At 33.5% G+C, this 19671-nt stretch carries 16 protein-coding genes and 3 pseudogenes; 3 read left to right on the plus strand and 16 right to left on the minus strand.

Features of this window, described 5'->3' with window-relative positions:
• Nucleotides 1–240: 240 nt before the first annotated feature.
• The 6 genes from groL to TCEL_RS12880 form a co-directional block, all read right to left on the minus strand.
• A complete protein-coding gene (groL, locus tag TCEL_RS09455) occupies nucleotides 241–1860 on the minus strand; it encodes a chaperonin GroEL (RefSeq protein ID WP_018663494.1) in 1620 nt (539 codons plus the stop codon).
• A 20-nt stretch (nucleotides 1861–1880) separates the two neighbouring features.
• Entirely contained in the window at nucleotides 1881–2168 is a 288-nt protein-coding gene (groES, locus tag TCEL_RS09460) for a co-chaperone GroES (protein WP_018663496.1), read from the minus strand.
• Nucleotides 2169–2573: 405 nt separating this feature from the next.
• Entirely contained in the window at nucleotides 2574–3005 is a 432-nt protein-coding gene (locus TCEL_RS09465; protein WP_018663497.1) for an ACT domain-containing protein, read from the minus strand.
• An 11-nt stretch (nucleotides 3006–3016) separates the two neighbouring features.
• A complete protein-coding gene (locus TCEL_RS09470) occupies nucleotides 3017–3892 on the minus strand; it encodes a DNA-3-methyladenine glycosylase family protein (RefSeq protein WP_018663498.1) in 876 nt (291 codons plus the stop codon).
• Nucleotides 3893–3895: 3 nt separating this feature from the next.
• On the minus strand, nucleotides 3896–4711 hold the full coding sequence (locus TCEL_RS09475; protein WP_018663499.1) for an Asp23/Gls24 family envelope stress response protein: 816 nt from the start codon (nucleotides 4709–4711) through the stop codon (nucleotides 3896–3898).
• Nucleotides 4712–4812: 101 nt separating this feature from the next.
• Nucleotides 4813–6513: a glycosyl hydrolase family 18 protein gene (locus tag TCEL_RS12880; RefSeq protein WP_018663500.1), complete on the minus strand. Its 1701-nt coding sequence runs from the start codon at nucleotides 6511–6513 to the stop codon at nucleotides 4813–4815.
• A gap of 186 nt (nucleotides 6514–6699) precedes the next feature.
• Here TCEL_RS12880 and trxA point away from each other — a divergent pair, with 186 nt between their 5' ends.
• Together trxA and TCEL_RS09490 are read left to right on the plus strand one after the other, a co-directional pair.
• Nucleotides 6700–7023 (plus strand): thioredoxin, encoded by a 324-nt coding sequence (gene trxA, locus TCEL_RS09485; RefSeq protein ID WP_018663501.1) that lies wholly within the window; start codon nucleotides 6700–6702, stop codon nucleotides 7021–7023.
• Entirely contained in the window at nucleotides 7023–7859 is an 837-nt protein-coding gene (locus TCEL_RS09490; protein WP_018663502.1) for an NAD(P)/FAD-dependent oxidoreductase, read from the plus strand. Before trxA ends, TCEL_RS09490 begins: the two co-directional genes overlap by 1 nt.
• 30 nt (nucleotides 7860–7889) lie before the next feature.
• Here the strand turns inward: TCEL_RS09490 and TCEL_RS09495 are convergent, their stop codons facing one another.
• Both TCEL_RS09495 and TCEL_RS09500 read right to left on the minus strand, forming a co-directional pair.
• Entirely contained in the window at nucleotides 7890–9185 is a 1296-nt protein-coding gene (locus TCEL_RS09495; RefSeq protein WP_018663504.1) for a putative bifunctional diguanylate cyclase/phosphodiesterase, read from the minus strand.
• A 39-nt stretch (nucleotides 9186–9224) separates the two neighbouring features.
• Complete coding sequence (locus TCEL_RS09500) at nucleotides 9225–10952, minus strand: methyl-accepting chemotaxis protein (RefSeq protein WP_018663505.1); 1728 nt, start codon at nucleotides 10950–10952, stop codon at nucleotides 9225–9227.
• Between the two features lie 281 nt (nucleotides 10953–11233).
• Here TCEL_RS09500 and TCEL_RS09505 point away from each other — a divergent pair, with 281 nt between their 5' ends.
• Complete coding sequence (locus TCEL_RS09505; RefSeq protein ID WP_040683808.1) at nucleotides 11234–11428, plus strand: aspartyl-phosphate phosphatase Spo0E family protein; 195 nt, start codon at nucleotides 11234–11236, stop codon at nucleotides 11426–11428.
• 66 nt (nucleotides 11429–11494) lie between these two features.
• On the opposite strand, the gene TCEL_RS09510 is transcribed toward TCEL_RS09505, so the two are convergent.
• The 8 genes and pseudogenes from TCEL_RS09510 to abc-f form a co-directional block, all read right to left on the minus strand.
• A complete protein-coding gene (locus TCEL_RS09510) occupies nucleotides 11495–12337 on the minus strand; it encodes a 3-hydroxybutyryl-CoA dehydrogenase (protein ID WP_018663519.1) in 843 nt (280 codons plus the stop codon).
• A gap of 13 nt (nucleotides 12338–12350) precedes the next feature.
• Nucleotides 12351–13286, minus strand: a pseudogene (locus TCEL_RS13235) (electron transfer flavoprotein subunit alpha/FixB family protein); the annotation flags it as partial.
• On the minus strand, nucleotides 13283–14248 hold the full coding sequence (locus tag TCEL_RS09520; protein ID WP_018663523.1) for an electron transfer flavoprotein subunit alpha/FixB family protein: 966 nt from the start codon (nucleotides 14246–14248) through the stop codon (nucleotides 13283–13285). The pseudogene TCEL_RS13235 and the gene TCEL_RS09520, both read right to left, overlap by 4 nt.
• Before the next feature lie 12 nt (nucleotides 14249–14260).
• Nucleotides 14261–15040, minus strand: coding sequence for an electron transfer flavoprotein subunit beta/FixA family protein (locus TCEL_RS09525; protein WP_018663525.1), 780 nt, complete (start codon nucleotides 15038–15040; stop codon nucleotides 14261–14263).
• 12 nt (nucleotides 15041–15052) lie between these two features.
• Nucleotides 15053–15973, minus strand: a pseudogene (locus TCEL_RS09530) (acyl-CoA dehydrogenase family protein); the annotation flags it as partial.
• Between the two features lie 4 nt (nucleotides 15974–15977).
• A pseudogene (locus TCEL_RS09535) lies at nucleotides 15978–16727 on the minus strand (acyl-CoA dehydrogenase family protein); the annotation flags it as partial.
• A 12-nt stretch (nucleotides 16728–16739) separates the two neighbouring features.
• On the minus strand, nucleotides 16740–17519 hold the full coding sequence (locus TCEL_RS09540; RefSeq protein ID WP_018663532.1) for a short-chain-enoyl-CoA hydratase: 780 nt from the start codon (nucleotides 17517–17519) through the stop codon (nucleotides 16740–16742).
• Between the two features lie 170 nt (nucleotides 17520–17689).
• Entirely contained in the window at nucleotides 17690–19606 is a 1917-nt protein-coding gene (abc-f, locus tag TCEL_RS09545; RefSeq protein ID WP_018663536.1) for a ribosomal protection-like ABC-F family protein, read from the minus strand.
• Between the last annotated feature and the right edge of the window lie 65 nt (nucleotides 19607–19671).

Raw genomic sequence — 19671 nt, forward strand, 5'->3', positions numbered from 1 at the left:
TTAAATTATATTAATATTTATAATTTAATTAGTTAAGTATTTATTAAAAAATATTAAAAATAACAGAAACTATTAAATATTTGGAATGAAATGATTTAATTTTAAGATTAACGTTACTAAAAAAGTGCCTTCGGCTTTAAAAATTTTGAAAGGACAGGCATTCTAATAAAATACTCGCTCCAACTATTGACAAAGAACCATTAAAAAAGGGATTGCCTTTTGGCAATCCCTTATATTTTATTAATACATATCTGGTCCTGGCATAGCTGGAGCTTTTTCTTTTTCTGGAATTTCAGCAACTACAGCTTCTGTTGTTAGGAATGTTGAAGCAACTGAAGCAGCGTTTTGTAGAGCTGATCTTGTAACCTTAGTTGGGTCAACAATTCCGTTTTCAATCATGTTAACATATCTTTCATGTAGAGCGTCAAATCCTACACCCTTGTCAGCAGCCTTAACCTTTTCTACTATAACCGCACCATCGAAACCAGCGTTTTCAGCAATTTGTCTTACTGGTTCTTCAAGCGCTCTCTTAACTATGTTTATACCAACCTTAACATCTGGTTCAGTTTCTCTTTCAGCTAGCTCTGCAACTGCTGGAATTACATTGATGTATGCTGTACCACCACCTGGTACTATACCTTCTTCTACAGCAGCCTTTGTAGCGTTTAGAGCGTCTTCTATTCTTAGTTTCTTTTCCTTAAGTTCTGTTTCAGTAGCAGCACCAACCTTGATAACTGCAACTCCACCTGCAAGCTTAGCAAGTCTTTCTTGTAGCTTTTCTCTATCAAAGTCTGAAGTAGTTTCTTCTATTTGAGCTCTTATTTGAGCAACTCTTGCCTTGATTTCTTCTTTATCTCCTCTACCGTTTACGATAGTAGTGTTTTCCTTTGTGATCTTAACTCTTTCAGCACGTCCAAGCATTGTGATGTCTGCATCTCTTAGGTCTCTTCCAAGTTCTTCTGAAATTACTTGGCCACCAGTTAGGATAGCGATATCTTGTAGCATTTCCTTTCTTCTGTCACCAAATCCTGGAGCCTTAACAGCTACGCAAGTGAATGTACCTCTTAGCTTGTTAACTACAAGTGTAGCTAGCGCTTCACCTTCTACATCTTCAGCTATGATAAGTAGCTTTCTTCCTTGTTGAACTATTTGTTCAAGTATTGGAAGAATGTCTTGGATATTTGATATCTTCTTGTCAGTGATTAATATGAATGGATCATCTAAAACAGCTTCCATCTTTTCTGCATCAGTTACCATGTATGGGCTGATGTATCCTCTATCAAATTGCATTCCTTCAACAACTTCAAGTTCAGTTCCCATTGTCTTTGATTCTTCTACAGTGATAACACCTTCGTTACCTACCTTTTCCATAGCATCAGCTATTAATTGACCGATTTCTTCGTCAGCAGCTGATATTGAAGCAACTCTTGCAATGTCTTCCTTACCGTTAACTTGCTTTGAAATCTTCTTTATTTCTTCAACAGCAACGTCAACAGCCTTCTTGATACCATTTCTAACTAGCATTGGGTTAGCACCAGCTGTAACGTTCTTTAAACCTTCTCTTATTATTGCTTGTGCTAGTAATGTTGCAGTTGTAGTACCATCACCCGCAACATCGTTTGTTTTAGTTGCAACTTCCTTAACAAGTTGCGCACCCATATTTTCATATGGATCTTCTAATTCTATTTCTCTAGCTATTGATACACCATCGTTTGTTATAAGTGGTGCACCAAACTTCTTGTCAAGAACAACGTTTCTTCCCTTTGGTCCAAGTGTTATCTTAACAGTGTTAGCTAGCTTATCAACACCTCTTTGCATCGCACGTCTTGCTTCTTCACCAAACATAATTTCCTTTGCCATAAGTCTCTACCCCCTTTAAATTATTCTTCAACTATTGCAAGGATATCATCTTGTCTTAAGATTGTGTATTCTACTCCATCAATCTTAACTTCATTTCCAGCATACTTTGAGAATATTACCTTATCTCCAACTTTTACTTCCATCTTTACTTCTTTTCCGTCAACATATCCCCCTGGTCCTACTGCTATAACTTCTGCCATTTGTGGCTTTTCCTTTGCTGAACCTGGTAGAACTATTCCGCTCTTAGTTGTTTCTTCTGCTTCAATCTTTTTAATAACTACTCTGTCACCAAGTGGTCTAAGATTCATTCTAACCCCTCCTTAGACAATCTTTATGTAAATTTTATTATTATCTTCCTTGTTAGCACTCACTATGTTTGAGTGCTAATCACACTTATAATATTAAATATTTTTTATTTTATAATCAACTCTGTAAATATTAGCTAAAACTTTTTGTATTCCATATTATCTTAATTTTAGTTTAATTATCTATTATTTTCACTCAAATTTTCATTTTTTCTTTTTTTTATGTCTTTATCCATTAAGTACACATATTGTATTATATCCTAATCCTAATAAATATATTCACAGCCCTAAGATCATTTTGTCAGATTATTTTACAACATATATAGTTTAAAAGCCCCATGAAAGAATTTATAAGCTCTTTCATGGGGCTAATGTGTAAATCAAACCTCCTCAAGATTAATAAATACATTATTTTATAATCTGCAATTTCCTTACACCTGGTAAATTCTTTATAACATCTATAAGCTCATCTGGATTTTGGTTTAGAGCAATTGTGTCTATTGAGATAGAAACCATTGCAAAATCCTCTTGAGGTATGCTTTGGTTTATTGTTAGTATGTTTCCATTAGCCTTTGCCACAACATCTAATATTTTTGATAGTATTCCAGATACATGATCTAATATTAGGGCAAGTGTAAGTATTTGTGTTTTGTTTTCATAGAATTCAAATATACTATCCTTATACTTATAGTAGGTACTTCTACTTATTCCTACTTCTTTTACTGCATCATTTACTCTAGTAAACTTTCCTTCATTTAAAAGTTTTTTTACTTCCATTACTTTGATAAATACTTCAGGTAAAACGCTAGATTCTACTACATAGTATTTCTTGTTGTACATTTTCCCCCTCCTTAGAATGCATCCTTCCCTTTAAATTCTCTTGCATAATAAAATAAATACTGCTGTGCAAATCCAGCAAGTTCTTTAAATTTATCTCTTCCAAATTGACGTATTTTATTTAAACTTACATCTGGAGCAAGATAAAAATGCTGCATTACTCTTTTTACCCACACGTCAACTGGAAAAGCATCATACTTTTGCATTGAAAAAAGCAAAATACAATCTGCCACCTTAGGTCCAATACCCTTTAATTTTATCAATTCTTTATGGGCATCATCAGTATTTAAACTCTTTATGTGGTTTAAATCCACTTCACCTTTATATATCTTTGAAACTGTATCAACTATATAAGGTGCTCTAAACCCTGTACCACAAGCCTCTAATTCTTCTACCTTTGCATCCTTTAACCTTTCTGCATTTGGAAATGCATAAAATTTTCTACCTTCAAATTCTATTTCTTCTCCATATCTTCTTGATATGTTTTCAACTGCTCTTTTAATCATGGGTATTCTATTATTAGCAGAAATTATAAATGAAACAATTATCTCAAACATATCCTGATTTAATATTCTTATTCCTTCGCCATATTGTATTGCCTCTTTTAATATTTTATCCTTTGACAATTCCTTCTTTATATTTTTATAGTCTCTTTTTAAATCAAAATAGTCCTCCCAAAAATATTTATCCTCTATTTTACCACCCTTTATGTATATATCATTTCTATCTTGAATTATTCTAACAGCCCTTCCATGAGCCACACCCACATAACTTCCATCATTATCTTCATTCCATCTAAAACATTGTCCGCAATCAAATGTTTGCTTTATATCAAAATCCTCTGTATCTCTTATTACAATCCCTTCACTATATTCCTGAAATTTATACATATCTCACACCTGCCTAATTCTCAAATCCCTATATACAAACCTAATATTTAGTACATTTATACCTGTAATATATTCAACATCTTCTTTAATTTTCTTCATTAAATTCTGTCCTAAATCATCCAACCTACAAATTTCATTTACTATTACATTAACCGTTATTCTTATTCCTTCTTCCTCTTGATTTATTTTTGCTGAATCTAGATTTAATTTATTTGTTTCTTTATTTATTAAATATGCTATTATATCCTTTATTACATTTTCTGAAATCGTAAACTTACCAAGATAGCTAAAGGTTGGTCTAACTATTGTCTTTTCTACATCCTGCTTCTTATTATCTCTTATTATAAAATTTTTTATTGAATCTAAAAAATATCCTGAAAAACTCTTTTTTACTTCAAAAACTGGAACAGGTATTACATGCTTTCCTTCCCTAATCCTATACCTTCTTGCTAGCTCTATCTCCTCTTTTGTTGACACATCCTCAATTTTTATTACTTCATAATTATTTGGAAGTTCCAATGCAGATACTATATGCTCTACCATATTAATTGATGTTGCTATAATCAATATCCTCTCTATTGGTAACTCCTTTAATTTTTCCAAAACACTCCTTCTATGTTCTTCTTCATAAAATATCGCCCTCTTTACTGCAGCCATCTTTGTCTTTTCTTTTTTAGCTGATACACCAGCAACTACCCTACCCTTATATATTAATAAACCATCATCAATTATGCAATCTATATCATATTGACTTGCAACATGCATCGCTTTAAAACTTTTACCTGTACCACTTTTTCCAACTAAACAAAATATATCCATACTATCACCTATGGTTTTTTATTTTATTATATAGGATATATTAAATTAATAAAAGTTGAAATTTTTGAATAGACAAAAATATGAATAAAGCTGAAGTAAAACTACTTCAGCTTTTGTTTTACAACATCCCATATATCCTGTGTTTCAAAGTTTAGCTGCCATGCAGCCATACCCTTAAGGTCGTATTTATTTATAAGATTAAGTCTATATCCCATTGACTTTGCATTTTCAAGCCATACAAGATGCCTGTTTCCTTCAGCATCAAAATACTCCCCTACATCCTGCATTGCAACGTCATCAAAATAAATGTTTCCTCCAAATTGCTTTATTATATCTACCGCCTGCTGCATACTTAAAACACGGGATGATATCACTTTATTTTCACCCATTTTAACTGTAAAGTCTCTTAGATAAAATGGAACTCCCAGTATTAACTTGTCCTTTGAAACTCCAAGGGCAAGTATCTCTTTTATTCCTTGTTCTACCCAAGGAAGTGAACCAACTGAACCTGCGACAGTTGATGTTTGATAATGTTCATCATAAGCCATGAACATCATATAATCTACTATATCTGCTAAAGCCTTTCTGTCATAAAATCTTGACCATGTATCAGATGATGAAGGCTTTGTTACGTCTATTGATACCTTTATTAAAGGATTGGCTGCCTTTAATTTATTTGTAAGCTCCCTTGTAAAATTAATAAGTCCATCTTTATTTTTAAGTCCAAGTCCCTCAAAGTCAATATTTATACCATCCAGATTATACTTTAATGCATAATTTACTACTTGGTTTATAACTCTGTTCATAACTGTTTTATTTGTAAACATTGCATAGGCCCTATCTGCATCAAACTCAGCTAGTAAAGCCCAAACTTCATACCCATTTCTATGGGCTATTTTTACATATTTCTCATCACCCTTATCTAGTACATTTATGCTGTTTAAGTCACCAGCTGAACCTATCATATCAAACCAAGTTGGAGAAATAACATCAAATCCTATATCAACAGAACTTTTAGTTATATATTTACTCTCTGCATACTTTGTATTATAGTATCTTTCATTTTTTGATTTATCATATACATAGTGCCAAGCTAAAGTTATCTTTTCCTTTGGAATATAATTTATTATTTCTGTATTTTGTACCGGCACATACCCCTCAAGGGCACCTTGTCTGATTTTATAATAATCACCTTTATCCTCAAGAATTCTATAGGTTTTTCCCTTTACTGCATATCTTTCATCTGCTGCCCCATTTATCGACTTGTATATTGGAGTATCCTCTTTTATAACAATGTATTTACCTGTATTATTAACATTAGGCATTAACTGTATTCTTTTAGTGTAAGCACTATGGATATACCCCTTATTTGTTTTATAAAATACTCCTGCTTGTCCTAAAACATCTACTGTTTGTCCTTTTAAATAGTATCCTAAAGCCTTTGATAGTGTCGAAGCTGTGCTTCTAATTGTAAGTTTAGAAGCGGTAATCTCTACTTTAAATGGTACAAATTGTGCCCCTCTACTTATTGTGTTTTGTACAACTTGTATTTTCTTTGTATACCCACTGTGTATATACCCTTTACTTGTCTTATAAAAAACTCCTGCTTGTCCTAAAATATCTACTACTTGTCCCTTTGTATAATATCCTACTATTTTATTCTTTGTTGAAGGCCCACTCCTTATTGCCAATTTGCTTGAAGTTATCTGTACTTTAAATGTTGCAGCTTCAACCTTTGGCATAAAAACTGCAAATGTTGTAATAATAAAAGTAAAAAGCAGCAGAAATGATATTTTTCTCATGTACACACCCCCTTACTTATTTATCGAAATTTTATTTATTTTACTTTACATCATAAAATATGGTAAAATCTAAAGGAAATTTTTTTAAAACATATTGACATTTTTTTATATGTTGAGTATTATAATAGTGTAGATACCCCTTAAGGGTATATGGTAATAGCAAAACAATTTCAGGAGGTAATATATATGGTAATGCATGTAACTGATAGCAATTTCCAAAATGAAGTATTAAATTCAGATGTTCCAGTTCTTGTTGACTTCTGGGCTACTTGGTGCGGACCTTGTAAGATGCTTGCACCAGTTATAGAAGAAGTTGCTCAAAGAATGGAAGGAGAAGTAAAGGTAGTTAAGCTAGACGTTGATGAAAACCCTGTAACTGCAAGTCAATACGGTATAATGAGTATACCAACTCTTGTTCTATTTAAGGATGGTAAGCCTGTTGGAAAGCTTGTTGGATTTAGACCTGCTGATCAAATAGAATCAGCAATAAGAGGAGCTCTAAACCTATAATGTACGATATAGCAATTATCGGGAAGGGCCCAGCAGGGATTTCTGCTGCTATTAATGCCTACGCAAGAAACAAGAAGGTTATAATATTTGGGCAAGACAGCAAGAAAATCCTCTGGGCTCCTTCTATTCCAAACTATGCAGGCTTACCAGATATAACTGGAACAGAATTCATGGAAAGATTAAATGATCATCTAAATAAAACAGATGCTGTTGTAGTAAACAAAAATGTTCTTGCAGTTTACTCAATGGGAACACACTTTAGTATTCAAGCAGAAACTGAAATGTATGAAGCTAAAAAGGTTATACTTGCAACAGGAGTTGACTTTAAAAAGACAATAGAAAATGAAGACAAATTTTTAGGTTCAGGTGTAAGCTACTGTGCAACATGCGACGCCCCACTTTATAAAGGAAAAACTGTTGCAGTAATAGGCTACAACCACGAATCTATAGAAGAAGCTAATTTCCTTGCAACAGTATGTAGTAAAGTTTATTTTGTTCCTCAAATAAAGGAAGATTTATCAAAGCTTAATGAAAAGGTTGAAGTTGTTAATGGTAAACCTTTGAAATTTGAAGGTGCCTTCAGTGCAGAAAAATTAGTTCTTGATAATACTGAAATAAAGGCTGATGGTTTCTTTGTTCTAAAGGATAGCTATCCTTTAACTTCTCTTGTGCCTGGACTTGAAGTAGATGGACCACACGTTAAGGTAGATAAAAACATGGAAACAAACATTAAGGGACTTTATGCTGCAGGCGATGTTGCTGGAAAGCCTTATCAAATTGCTAAAGCAGTTGGAGAAGGCCAAATAGCTGCACTTAATGCGTGTGAAAACCTATAATAAAAAATCTCCTCGATATGAGGAGATTTTTTATTTTAAGTCTAGACCATTTTTAATAAGCTCAATAATTGATGCATTATCCATTGGCTTAGCTATATAATATCCTTGTATTTTATCACATCTAAATTCCTTTAAGAATTCAAATTGTTGCTTGTTTTCAACTCCTTCTGCTACTACTAAATAACCTAAATTTCTAAATAGCTCTATCATATACTTAACCATTAAATTTACTCTAATGTCTTTATCTATCAAATCAATAATCTCCTTTGCAATTTTTATCTCCTTCGCTGGAACCATTACTGTATTTAATATTTGTGAATAGGCTGTACCATAATCATCAATAGCTAAAGAAATACCTAACTGTTCTAATTGATTTAATGTTTTATTTTGAACTTCATCATTCTTGATCATCTGCGTCTCTGTTATTTCTATTATTACTCTACTTAAATCTATTTTATATTTTTCTTTTAACTTTTTTATATTTAAAACTAATTTTTTATCTCTAAGCTGAATAGGTGAAATGTTTATGTTTAATTTTAATTCCAATCCAATATCATCCCATATCTTTAGCTGCTTAAAGGCCTCTTCCAATACAAAATACCCAAATTCACGTATTAGACCTGTCTCTTCAAGTAATGGAATGAACTCTGATGGTGAAATTTCTCCTAAATCCTCACATTTCCACCTTGTTAAAACCTCTACCTCAAGTACTTTTGATTTACTAACATCAAATATTGGTTGATATATCAGATAAAATTCTTTATTTTCCACTGCCTTCTTTAACCTAACTAGAAGTTCTGCTCTTCTTTTAATTTGACTTTCTATCTTCTCCTCAAAAACAGTAAATTTTGACTTTCCTTCTTTTTTTGAAACATATAAGGCTGAATCTGCCTTTCTTATAATTTCATACAGGTCTTCATAGGATTTTGCCATATATATTCCTGCACTTAATGTCAAAAATATTTCTTTTCCTTCAAGCTCAAACACACAGTTGAATTCATCTATAATCCTTTGAACTACCCCTTCAACTTCACTTAGAGATTTATTTACAAGTATAATTATAAACTCATCACCACCAAATCTAAACAGTTCACCTTCATCATTTATAAGACTATTAATTTTTTCTGCTGATTTTATCAAAACCTTATCGCCAAAATGGTGTCCATATGTGTCATTAATATATTTAAAATTATCAAAATCTAAAAATACAACAGCTAAATTTTTATAATTTTTATCTCTAAAAAACTTTTCTAGATAATTTCTATTATAAATTCCCGTAAGATAATCTCTAAATGTTAAGTAATCTATATCTTTAACACCATCCATACAATCCTCCCCTTAAAAGAAGGGCAGAAAACTGCCCCATCATTCAACCTTAAATCTTTGAACTATATTAGCTAAATCCATTGCCATAGCACTTAGATTTTGTGCAGTTGCTGCAACTTCTTCTGATGATGCTGAAATTTGTTGTGATGATGCTGCAACCTCTTCAGATGCCGCTGTATTTTCCTCAACAACAGAACTTACTCCCTCAACTTTTAAAAGCACTTCATCCTTTGATTTAACTATTTCATTCATTCCTTCATAAGTTCTTTCCATTAAAGGAGCGATATTTTCAACAGATTCTAGTATTTCAGCAAAGGATTCCACTGTATTTTCAACTGCACTTGTTTGTGACTTAATGAAATTTTCAACTTCATTAGATGTTTTAATTACTTCTTCTGTATCTGTTTGGATGGAACTTACAAGCTCTGCTATTTCTTCTGTAGACTTTTTGGACTCTTCTGCTAGCTTTCTAACCTCATCAGCAACAACCGCAAATCCTCTTCCTGCTTCTCCAGCTCTCGCTGCTTCAATTGCAGCATTTAAAGCTAATAGATTTGTCTGCTCCGATATTGAACTTATCACATTTGTTATACTGCTTATCTGCTTTACTGAACTTGTTAAATTATTTACTTTGCCTACAACAACCTCAAAGGCATTTCTTATTTCCTCAATAGACTTTATAAGCTTATCCATTTCCATTTTACCAACATTCGCCTTATCTGTTGTGTTGTCAGTCTCCTTTTTCACTCTTTCAAGTTCTCCATACACCTTTTCTATATTAGAAGTTAAATCAGAAATTAAATTTATAATATCCTGTAGATCATTTGCCTGTGATGAGGCTCCTTCTGCTACCTGCTCCATTGTTTTAGCAAGCTCCTGTGATGAAGCTGCCATTTCCTCCGATGCAGCTGTAAGTTCCTGTGAACTTGCACTTAATGTTTCAGCATTCAGCTTTACTTCTCCTATAGCCCTTTTAATGTTTTCCACAACTTGCTTAAGTGATCTATTCATCTCTATAAATTCATTTTTCCCTTCTGTTTCCAATTCTACTGTGAAATCATATTGACTAAGTTTCTCAGCTACAAAGTTTATTTGTGCCATTGAGTTTTTAAGAAGCTTGATGAGTATAAAGGATAAAATTGCTGATATTAATATAAGACCTGCTGATAAATTTATGATTATTATTCTTGATTTTAAGTATGCATTATTAGCCTTATCTACAACCTGAGATGCTACTGTTGCATTTTCTTTAACTAAAGTTTCAATTGCAATTTCTAAATTCTTTGCTAATTCTTCTAAGTGTTGTACATCTGCATATGATAATGTTTGATTTGCTTTTAACTTATCTATTGTTGAATATAGTCCTGTCATATATGATTGATAACTTTTTTCTACTTCTTCAAGCATTTTCTTTTGATCTTCATTCATTTTTGCTTTTCTATATGATTGGAGTATATTATCAATTTTTGTCTTATGTTCATTAATAGTTGTTTCAAGAGCTAAATCATATTTGTTTGAATATATCATTTGAACAAAAGGTAATCGTATTTGATAAAACTCTGTTTCAATTTCTTTAACTTGTAAAGAAGGTAACATTCTCTCATTATAAAGATTATTCATATCTAAGCTTAAAATCTTCATGTTGTTTATTCCTAACAATGAAATAAAAATCATGGAAGTTCCAATAATGCACATAAGAATGATAAAAAGCCAAGTCATTTTAATGTTCTTTAAAATGTTTCTGCTTTTATTATCCCCATTAGCCATTATTTACCTCCCCTTTCTTGATTTTTATTTAATTGTTAAATATTATTAAAATTTTGATTTACTTTACTCTAGTACAGCAAAAGAGATTATAGCATACGACAACAAAAAAGAAAATATATAAATTTTCGTCATGTTTCGACATTGAAAATTTAAATAAGTTTATACATTTATTAAATTTTGTTTAAATATATCAATATTTATTGCCTTTTATTTGTAAAGAATGTATAATCAAAAACTGTACTGTCTTTAATAGTAGTACTCAAATGTGGGGAGGGGAAATGTTGAAACTAAAAAGAGGAAATCAAGTTCTTATGCTAAAATATACAAATCAGCTACTAAACTTGAGAATGGAAATTCTTAGAGAAAGATTAAATAAAGAAGTGCTAAGGCTTGGAACAAATACCGATAAGGTGCTCTATATGAGCAAAGAATTAGATAGACTAATTAACTTATACATTAAACTAAACAAAAACTAGTTTTAGAATACCCCTCTCAATTATTACTCCTAAATAAAAGCGGCGTTAAATTAACGCCGCCTTTTATTATTTATAGTTATAAAATCCCCTTCCTGTTTTTCTTCCTAAGTATCCTGCTCTTACCATTTTTCTTAAAAGTGGATGCGGTCTATACTTTGGATCACCTGTTTCATTGTATAATGTTTCCATAATTGCAAGGTTTACATCATTTCCTATAAAGTCTGCTAATTCAAGTGGTCCCATTGGATGATTTGCACCAAGCTTCATAGCTTTATCAATGTCTTCTGCTGTTGCTACTCCTTCAGCAAGAAGTGCTACTGCTTCATTTATCATTGGAATTAAAAGCCTATTTACAACAAATCCTGCTGATTCTTTAACTTCAACTGGGTCTTTTCCTATTTTTATTGATAAATCCTTTATCTTTTCAAAGGTTTCATCTGAAGTTGCTATACCTCTTATAATTTCAATAAGCTTCATAACTGGTGCAGGATTAAAGAAATGCATTCCAATTACTTTATCTGGCCTTTTAGTTGCTGCTGCAATCTCTGTTATTGATAAAGATGATGTATTTGTAGCAAGAACAGTATCTTCTTTGCATATAGCATCTAGCTTACTAAAAATATCCTTCTTTACATCCATATTTTCAAAAACAGCCTCAACAACCACGTCTGCATCCTTTGCATCCTCAATATTTACTGATTTTGTTATGTTGTTTAGAATATTGTTTTTCTTTTCTTCATCCATTTTTCCCTTTTCAACTAGCTTTGATAAAGACTTATTGATTAAACCATATCCTCTCTCTACATACTCTTCTTTAATATCATACATTGTTACACTAAAACCACTTTGGGCAAAGCATTGAACTATTCCACTGCCCATTGTTCCGCATCCCACTACAAATATTTTCATAATATATCCCCCTTTACATTACTTCACAGGACTGCTTATAGGCCTTAATTTCATTAATAAGTTCTGGAACAACTTTATATAGGTCTCCAACAATAGCAAGGTCTGCAACAGACATAATTGGAGCATCTCCATCCTTGTTTATAGCCACTATATATTCACTCTCCTGCATACCAGCAAGATGCTGAATAGCACCTGAAATACCGCAGGCAATGTAAAGCTTTGGTCTTACTGTCTTTCCTGTTTGTCCTACTTGTCTATCCTTTTCTATCCATCCTGAGTCAACAGCTGCTCTTGAACCTGCAACTATTCCTCCAAGTACATCTGCAAGCTCCTTAAGTAAATTAAACCCTTCCTTATTTCCAACTCCACGTCCACCTGCAACTATAATATCTGCTTCAGTTATATCTATCTTCTCCTTCATTGACTTTACAATCTCTTCAATCTTAACCTTTATATCATCTTCCTTTATATCAACATTAAATCTTTCAACTTCTCCCTTTCTTGCATAATCAGCACAAGGAACATTAAACACCCCTGGTCTTACAGTTGACATTTGAGGTCTATGGTTTGGACACTCAATTGTTGCCATAATATTTCCGCCAAAGGCTGGACGAGTCATAAGAAGGTTCTTTGTTTCATCATCTACATCAAGGCCTGTACAGTCTGCTGTAAGTCCTGTTTTTAGCCTTGCGGCAACTCTTGGACCAAGGTCACGTCCTATATATGTTGCACCTATAAATATGATTTCAGGTTTCTTTTCATTTGCTAGTTCACAAATTGCCTTAGTGTAGGCATCTGTTGTATAGTGTTTTAAATTGATGTTATCTATTAATATAACCCTATCTGCACCATGGTGGATTAAGGTATCTGTTAACTTGTCTACTTCATATCCTAATAAAACTGCAACAACTTCACCATCAAGCTTATCTGCAATCCTCCCTTGCCTTAACCTAAANGAACAACTTTATATAGGTCTCCAACAATAGCAAGGTCTGCAACAGACATAATTGGAGCATCTCCATCCTTGTTTATAGCCACTATATACTCACTCTCCTGCATACCAGCAAGATGCTGAATAGCACCTGAAATACCGCAGGCAATGTAAAGCTTTGGTCTTACTGTCTTTCCTGTTTGTCCTACTTGTCTGTCCTTTTCTATCCATCCTGAGTCAACAGCTGCTCTTGAACCTGCAACTATTCCTCCAAGTACATCTGCAAGCTCCTTAAGTAAATTAAACCCTTCCTTATTTCCAACTCCACGTCCACCTGCAACTATAATATCTGCTTCAGTTATATCTATCTTCTCCTTCATTGACTTTACAATCTCTTCAATCTTAACCTTTATATCATCTTCCTTTATRTCAACATTAAATCTTTCAACTTCTCCCTTTCTTGCATAATCAGCACAAGGAACATTAAACACCCCTGGTCTTACAGTTGACATTTGAGGTCTATGGTTTGGACACTCAATTGTTGCCATAATATTTCCGCCAAAGGCTGGACGAGTCATAAGAAGGTTCTTTGTTTCATCATCTACATCAAGGCCTGTACAGTCTGCTGTAAGTCCTGTTTTTAGCCTTGCGGCAACTCTTGGACCAAGGTCACGTCCTATATATGTTGCACCTATAAATATGATTTCAGGTTTCTTTTCATTTGCTAGTTCACAAATTGCCTTAGTGTAGGCATCTGTTGTATAGTGTTTTAAATTGATGTTATCTATTAATATAACCCTATCTGCACCATGGTGGATTAAGGTATCTGTTAACTTGTCTACTTCATATCCTAATAAAACTGCAACAACTTCACCATCAAGCTTATCTGCAATCTCCCTTGCCTTACCTAAAAGCTCAAGGCTAACCTTTTGAAGATTACCATCTCTTTGCTCCGCAATAACCCAAACGCCCTTTTTCATACTATCGCCTCCTTATATAAGGTGCATACCCTTTAGTTTTTCAGTGATGATACTTGCTGCCTCATGAGCTGGCAAGTCAAACTTTTCGCCCTGAGCCTTAGGACCTTTAGTAAAGGACTTTTTAACCTTAGTTGGTGAACCTAAAAGACCAACCTCTTCCTTTTGTAGTCCTAAATCTGAAAGTCCCATAACCTTAATTTCCTTGCTATAGCAAGTGAATATGTCATATATATTCATATATCTTGGATTATTTAACTCCTTAATACAAGTTAAAAGGCAAGGAAGCTTAACGCGTAGCGTTTCGTATCCATCCTCTAGTGCACGTCTTACCCTAACTTCACCATCTAAAACCTCAACCTTTTCAACATATGTAACTTGAGGAAGGTTTAAGTGCTCCGCAATTTCAGGTCCAACCTGTGCAGTATCACCATCTATTGCCTGTCTTCCTGCAAATATTAAGTCATAGCCAAGCTTTTCTGCAGCCTTTGCAAGAACAAGGGATGTTGCCCAAGTATCTGCCCCTGCAAATGCTCTATCTGTTAATAAAACAGCCTCATCAACACCCATAGCAAGTGCTTCTCTTAGAGCCTTTTCTGCTTGAGGTGGTCCCATAGTAACAACAGTTACCTTAGCTCCAACCTCTTCCTTTATTCTAAGTGCCTCTTCAATTGCATTTTTATCATCTGGATTTATAATACTTGGAACACCTTCACGAATTAGAGTTCCTGTCTTTGGATCTATTCTAACTTCGTTAGTATCTGGAACCTGCTTTATAAAAACTAAAATATTCATACCCTCACCCCACTACTTTAGAATGTTTGCAGAAATAACCATCTTTTGAACTTCTGAAGTTCCTTCGTATATTTCAGTGATCTTAGCATCCCTCATCATTCTTTCAACAGGGTAGTCCTTAGTATATCCATAACCACCAAATATCTGAACAGCCTTAGTTGTAACCTCCATAGCAGTTTCTGAAGCGTAAAGCTTTGCCATAGAAGCATCCATGCTGTAGTTTTGTCCTGTCTGCTTTTTCCAAGCAGCCTTGTACACTAAGTTTCTTGCAGCCTCAACCTTAGTTGCCATCTCTGCTATATAGAACTGTAGGCCTTGGAATGTTGCAATAGGCTTTCCAAACTGTTTTCTCTCCTTCATGTACTTTACAGCCTCATTTAGTGCGCCTTCGGCAATACCTAGAGCCTGTGCTGCAATACCTATTCTACCGCCATCTAGTGTTGCCATAGCAATCTTAAAGCCCATACCTTCTTTACCAAGTAGATTTTCCTTTGGAACCTTACAATCTTTAAAAATTAACTCTGCTGTTGAGGAAGCACGAATACCCATCTTCTCCTCAATTTTTCCTATTGAAAAGCCTTCAAATCCCTTCTCTACGATGAAGGCTGATATTCCCTTTGTTCCTTTGCTTCTATCTGTCATAGCAAAAACAATAAATACATCAGCATATCCACCGTTTGTTATAAATACCTTGCTACCATTTAGTATGTAGTAGTCTCCCTCAAGCTTTGCTGTTGTCTGCTGACTTGCTGCATCTGTTCCTGCGTTTGGTTCAGTTAGTGCAAAGGCACCAAGATACTCTCCCTTTAAAAGCTTTGGAAGATATTTTTGTTTCTGCTCATCTGTACCAAATGTATATATTGGCCAGCAGCATAGGGATGTRTAGGCAGATAGAATAACTGAAGTTGTAGCACAAGCCTTTGCAAGTTCTTCANAGAGCCTGTGCTGCAATACCTATTCTACCGCCATCTAGTGTTGCCATAGCAATCTTAAAGCCCATACCTTCTTTACCAAGTAGATTTTCCTTTGGAACCTTACAATCTTTAAAAATTAACTCTGCTGTTGAGGAAGCACGAATACCCATCTTCTCCTCAATTTTTCCTATTGAAAAGCCTTCAAATCCCTTCTCTACGATGAAGGCTGATATTCCCTTTGTTCCTTTGCTTCTATCTGTCATAGCAAAAACAATAAATACATCAGCATATCCACCGTTTGTTATAAATACCTTGCTACCATTTAGTATGTAGTAGTCTCCCTCAAGCTTTGCTGTTGTCTGCTGACTTGCTGCATCTGTTCCTGCGTTTGGTTCAGTTAGTGCAAAGGCACCAAGATACTCTCCCTTTAAAAGCTTTGGAAGATATTTTTGTTTCTGCTCATCTGTACCAAATGTATATATTGGCCAGCAGCATAGGGATGTGTGGGCAGATAGAATAACTGAAGTTGTAGCACAAGCCTTTGCAAGTTCTTCAACTGCCATGATGTATGTTATGAAGTCTCCACCTGCACCCCCTACTTCTCTTTCAAATGGGATACCCATCATTCCAAGCTTGCCCATCTTCTTTACAGTTTCAATCGGAAATCTTTCTGTTTCATCAATTTCAGCTGCAATTGGTCTTACTTCATTCTCTACAAACTTTTCAAACATTTCCTTTGCAAGCTGCTGTTCCCTTGTTAGTGAAAAATCCATAAACGTTACCCCCTATCTGTTTTTAAACTTGTCTATCTTTCTTTTTTCTAAAAAGGCTGCCATTGCATCCTTTTGATCCTCTGTTGAAAAACAATGTGCAAATATTTCAGCTTCATATTGAATACCTGTTTCTATGTCAACATCTATTCCTCTATTTATTGCAACTTTACACATTCTAACCGCAAGTGGAGCATTCTTTGCTATTGAATTTGCTAAATCCATTACCTCATCCATTAAACTTTCTTGAGGTACTACTTTATTAACTAAACCAATTTTTTCAGCCTCTTTTGCATCTATCATCCTACCTGTAAATATAAGCTCTTTTGCCCTTGATGTTCCAATTATTCTTGCAAGCCTTTGTGTTCCTCCAAATCCTGGTGTAATACCTAGAGTTACCTCAGGTTGTCCAAATTTCGCATTTTCTGATGCAATTCTAATATCACAACATAGACTTAATTCACATCCACCACCTAATGCATACCCATTTACTGCTGCAATAGTTGGTATCTCTAACCCTTCAATTTTTCTAAATACTCTGTTTCCTAAAATTGAAAATTCTCTTGCCTCAAATACAGACATATTAGACATCTCTTTTATGTCAGCTCCTGCAACAAAAGCCTTATTGCCTTCGCCAGTTATAACAAGTGCATATATATCTTTATCCTTTTGTATATCATCAATTGCCATTTCAAGCTCACGTAAAGTTTCTGAGTTTAATGCATTGAGAAATTTTGGACGTGAAATTTTTAGAATTGCAACATTATCCCTTTTTTCAAATGAAATGTTCTCCATATTATCCCCCCATTGTTAAATTGATAACATTTTCTGCCTCCCCAATTCTTATTATAGTATTTTCATAATATTCTATCAACTTTAAAATTTTCGTAAAAAACAAAGGCACCTTAATTATGTGCAAAAATCTACAAAATGCTAATTTATGCACATAATTAGGTACCTATCGATTATTCTTCCAACATAATATTTAATTGTTCCCAATATTCATAGCACTCATCAAGCTCCTGTTTTAGCTCTATGATCCTTTGATTTACTTCCTTTGCCCTTTCAGGATTTGTATAAACCTCTTCCCTACATAGTTCCTCTTCTAACTCTGATATTGCAATTTCTTTTTCTTCTATTTCCTTTTCAACCTTCTTTATCTCATTTTTTATATTTTTAATCTTCTCCCTCTGCTCTCTTAACTTTTTCTTTTCTTTTTCTATTTGTGTTTTTGTTTTACCTTCTTCGTTTATAACTATATCTTCTTCACTTGCATTCTTTTTTGCTACATAATAATCGTAGTTTCCAAGATATTCAACGATATTATTTTCCTCAAGTTCACATATTCTTTGAACAACTTTATTTAAAAAGTATCTATCATGGGATATTACAAATATTGTTCCGTCATATTCTAAAAGCGCATCCTCTAGTTCTTCTCTAGTTAAAATATCAAGATGATTTGTAGGCTCATCTAGAAGTAAAAAGTTGGATTTTTTAAGCATTAGTTTAAGTAAATTCAATCTACACTTTTCTCCACCTGATAAATCCTTTATCTGCTTAAATACATCATCACCCTTAAATAAAAAGGCTGCTAGAGCATTTCTAATTTCTCTTACTGTTTTTTGTGGAAATTCATCCCATACTTCATCTAAAATTGTCTTTTCTGGATTTAAATCCTTCTGTTCCTGATCGTAGTATCCTATTTCTACATTTCTTCCAAGTCTTATATATCCACTATCTGCCTCAACTTCCCCTTTAATAATTTTAAGAAGTGTACTTTTACCTCTACCATTCTCACCAATTAAAGCAACCTTTTCTCCTCTTCTAATCATTAAATTTATATTATTAAAAAGAGTCTTTTCTCCATATGCCTTTGATAATCCTTCAATATAAAGAACATCATTACCGCTTTTTATTTTTGTATCAAAACTAATCTTAACATTCTCTTCATAGACAACTGGCTTTTCTCCTAAAGTTTCTTCTAATCTTAAAAGCATTTTCTCTTTGCTTTCAGCCTGCTTTATACTCTTTTCACGATTAAAGGATCTAAATCTTTCAATCATCTCCTCAAGCCTTTTTATTTCCTTTTGTTTTAGTTCATATTCCTTTACCCTCTGCTCTTTTCTGTTTTTTCTTTCCTTTATAAAATAAGAATAGTTTCCACTATAGTCTTCAACTTTTCCATTAATTACTTCTACAGTCCTATTTGTTATCACATCTAGGAAATATCTATCATGCGATATAATAAGAACAGTTCCTTTGTACTCCTTTAAAAAGTTTTCCAAAAAGGCAATTCCACCTAAATCAAGATGATTTGTTGGCTCATCAAGTAGAAGTACATCAGGATTTTTTAAAAGCAGCTTTGCTAGTGCTACTCTTGTCTTTTGTCCACCAGATAGATAACATAATTTCTTGTTTACTTCCTCCTCTAATAATCCAAGTCCAATTAATACTCCCTTTGCAAAACTTTCACAGCTATATCCATTCCTATGCTCAAACTCAGTCTGAAGTCTACCATATTCCTTAAGAAGTTTTTCATGATCGGAATTAGGATTAGAAAGCTCCATCTCAATTTCACGCATTCTTATTTCTAGTTGCTTTACATCTGAAAAAACCTTCATTACCTCTTCAAATGCAGTTAAATCTTCGTCAATATCAAGATTTTGAGATAAATATCCTAAAGATTTACCTTTTTGTAATATTATTTCCCCTTCATCCTGCTTTAATGTTCCTGCTATTATCTTAAATAGTGTAGTTTTTCCTGCACCATTTCTGCCAACAAAACCTATTTTATCCCCTTCATTTATAATTAGGTTTACATCATCTAATACAACATCAGTTCCATAGGATTTTTTTATATTATTTATATAAAGAACTGCCATTTTTTCACCTCTGATTAAAATAGACTAACAGATTAATTTTAATACTATCATTTAAGACAAGCAAG

The sequence above is a fragment of the Thermobrachium celere DSM 8682 genome (genome assembly GCF_000430995.1).
Classification (GTDB): domain Bacteria; phylum Bacillota; class Clostridia; order Clostridiales; family Caloramatoraceae; genus Thermobrachium; species Thermobrachium celere.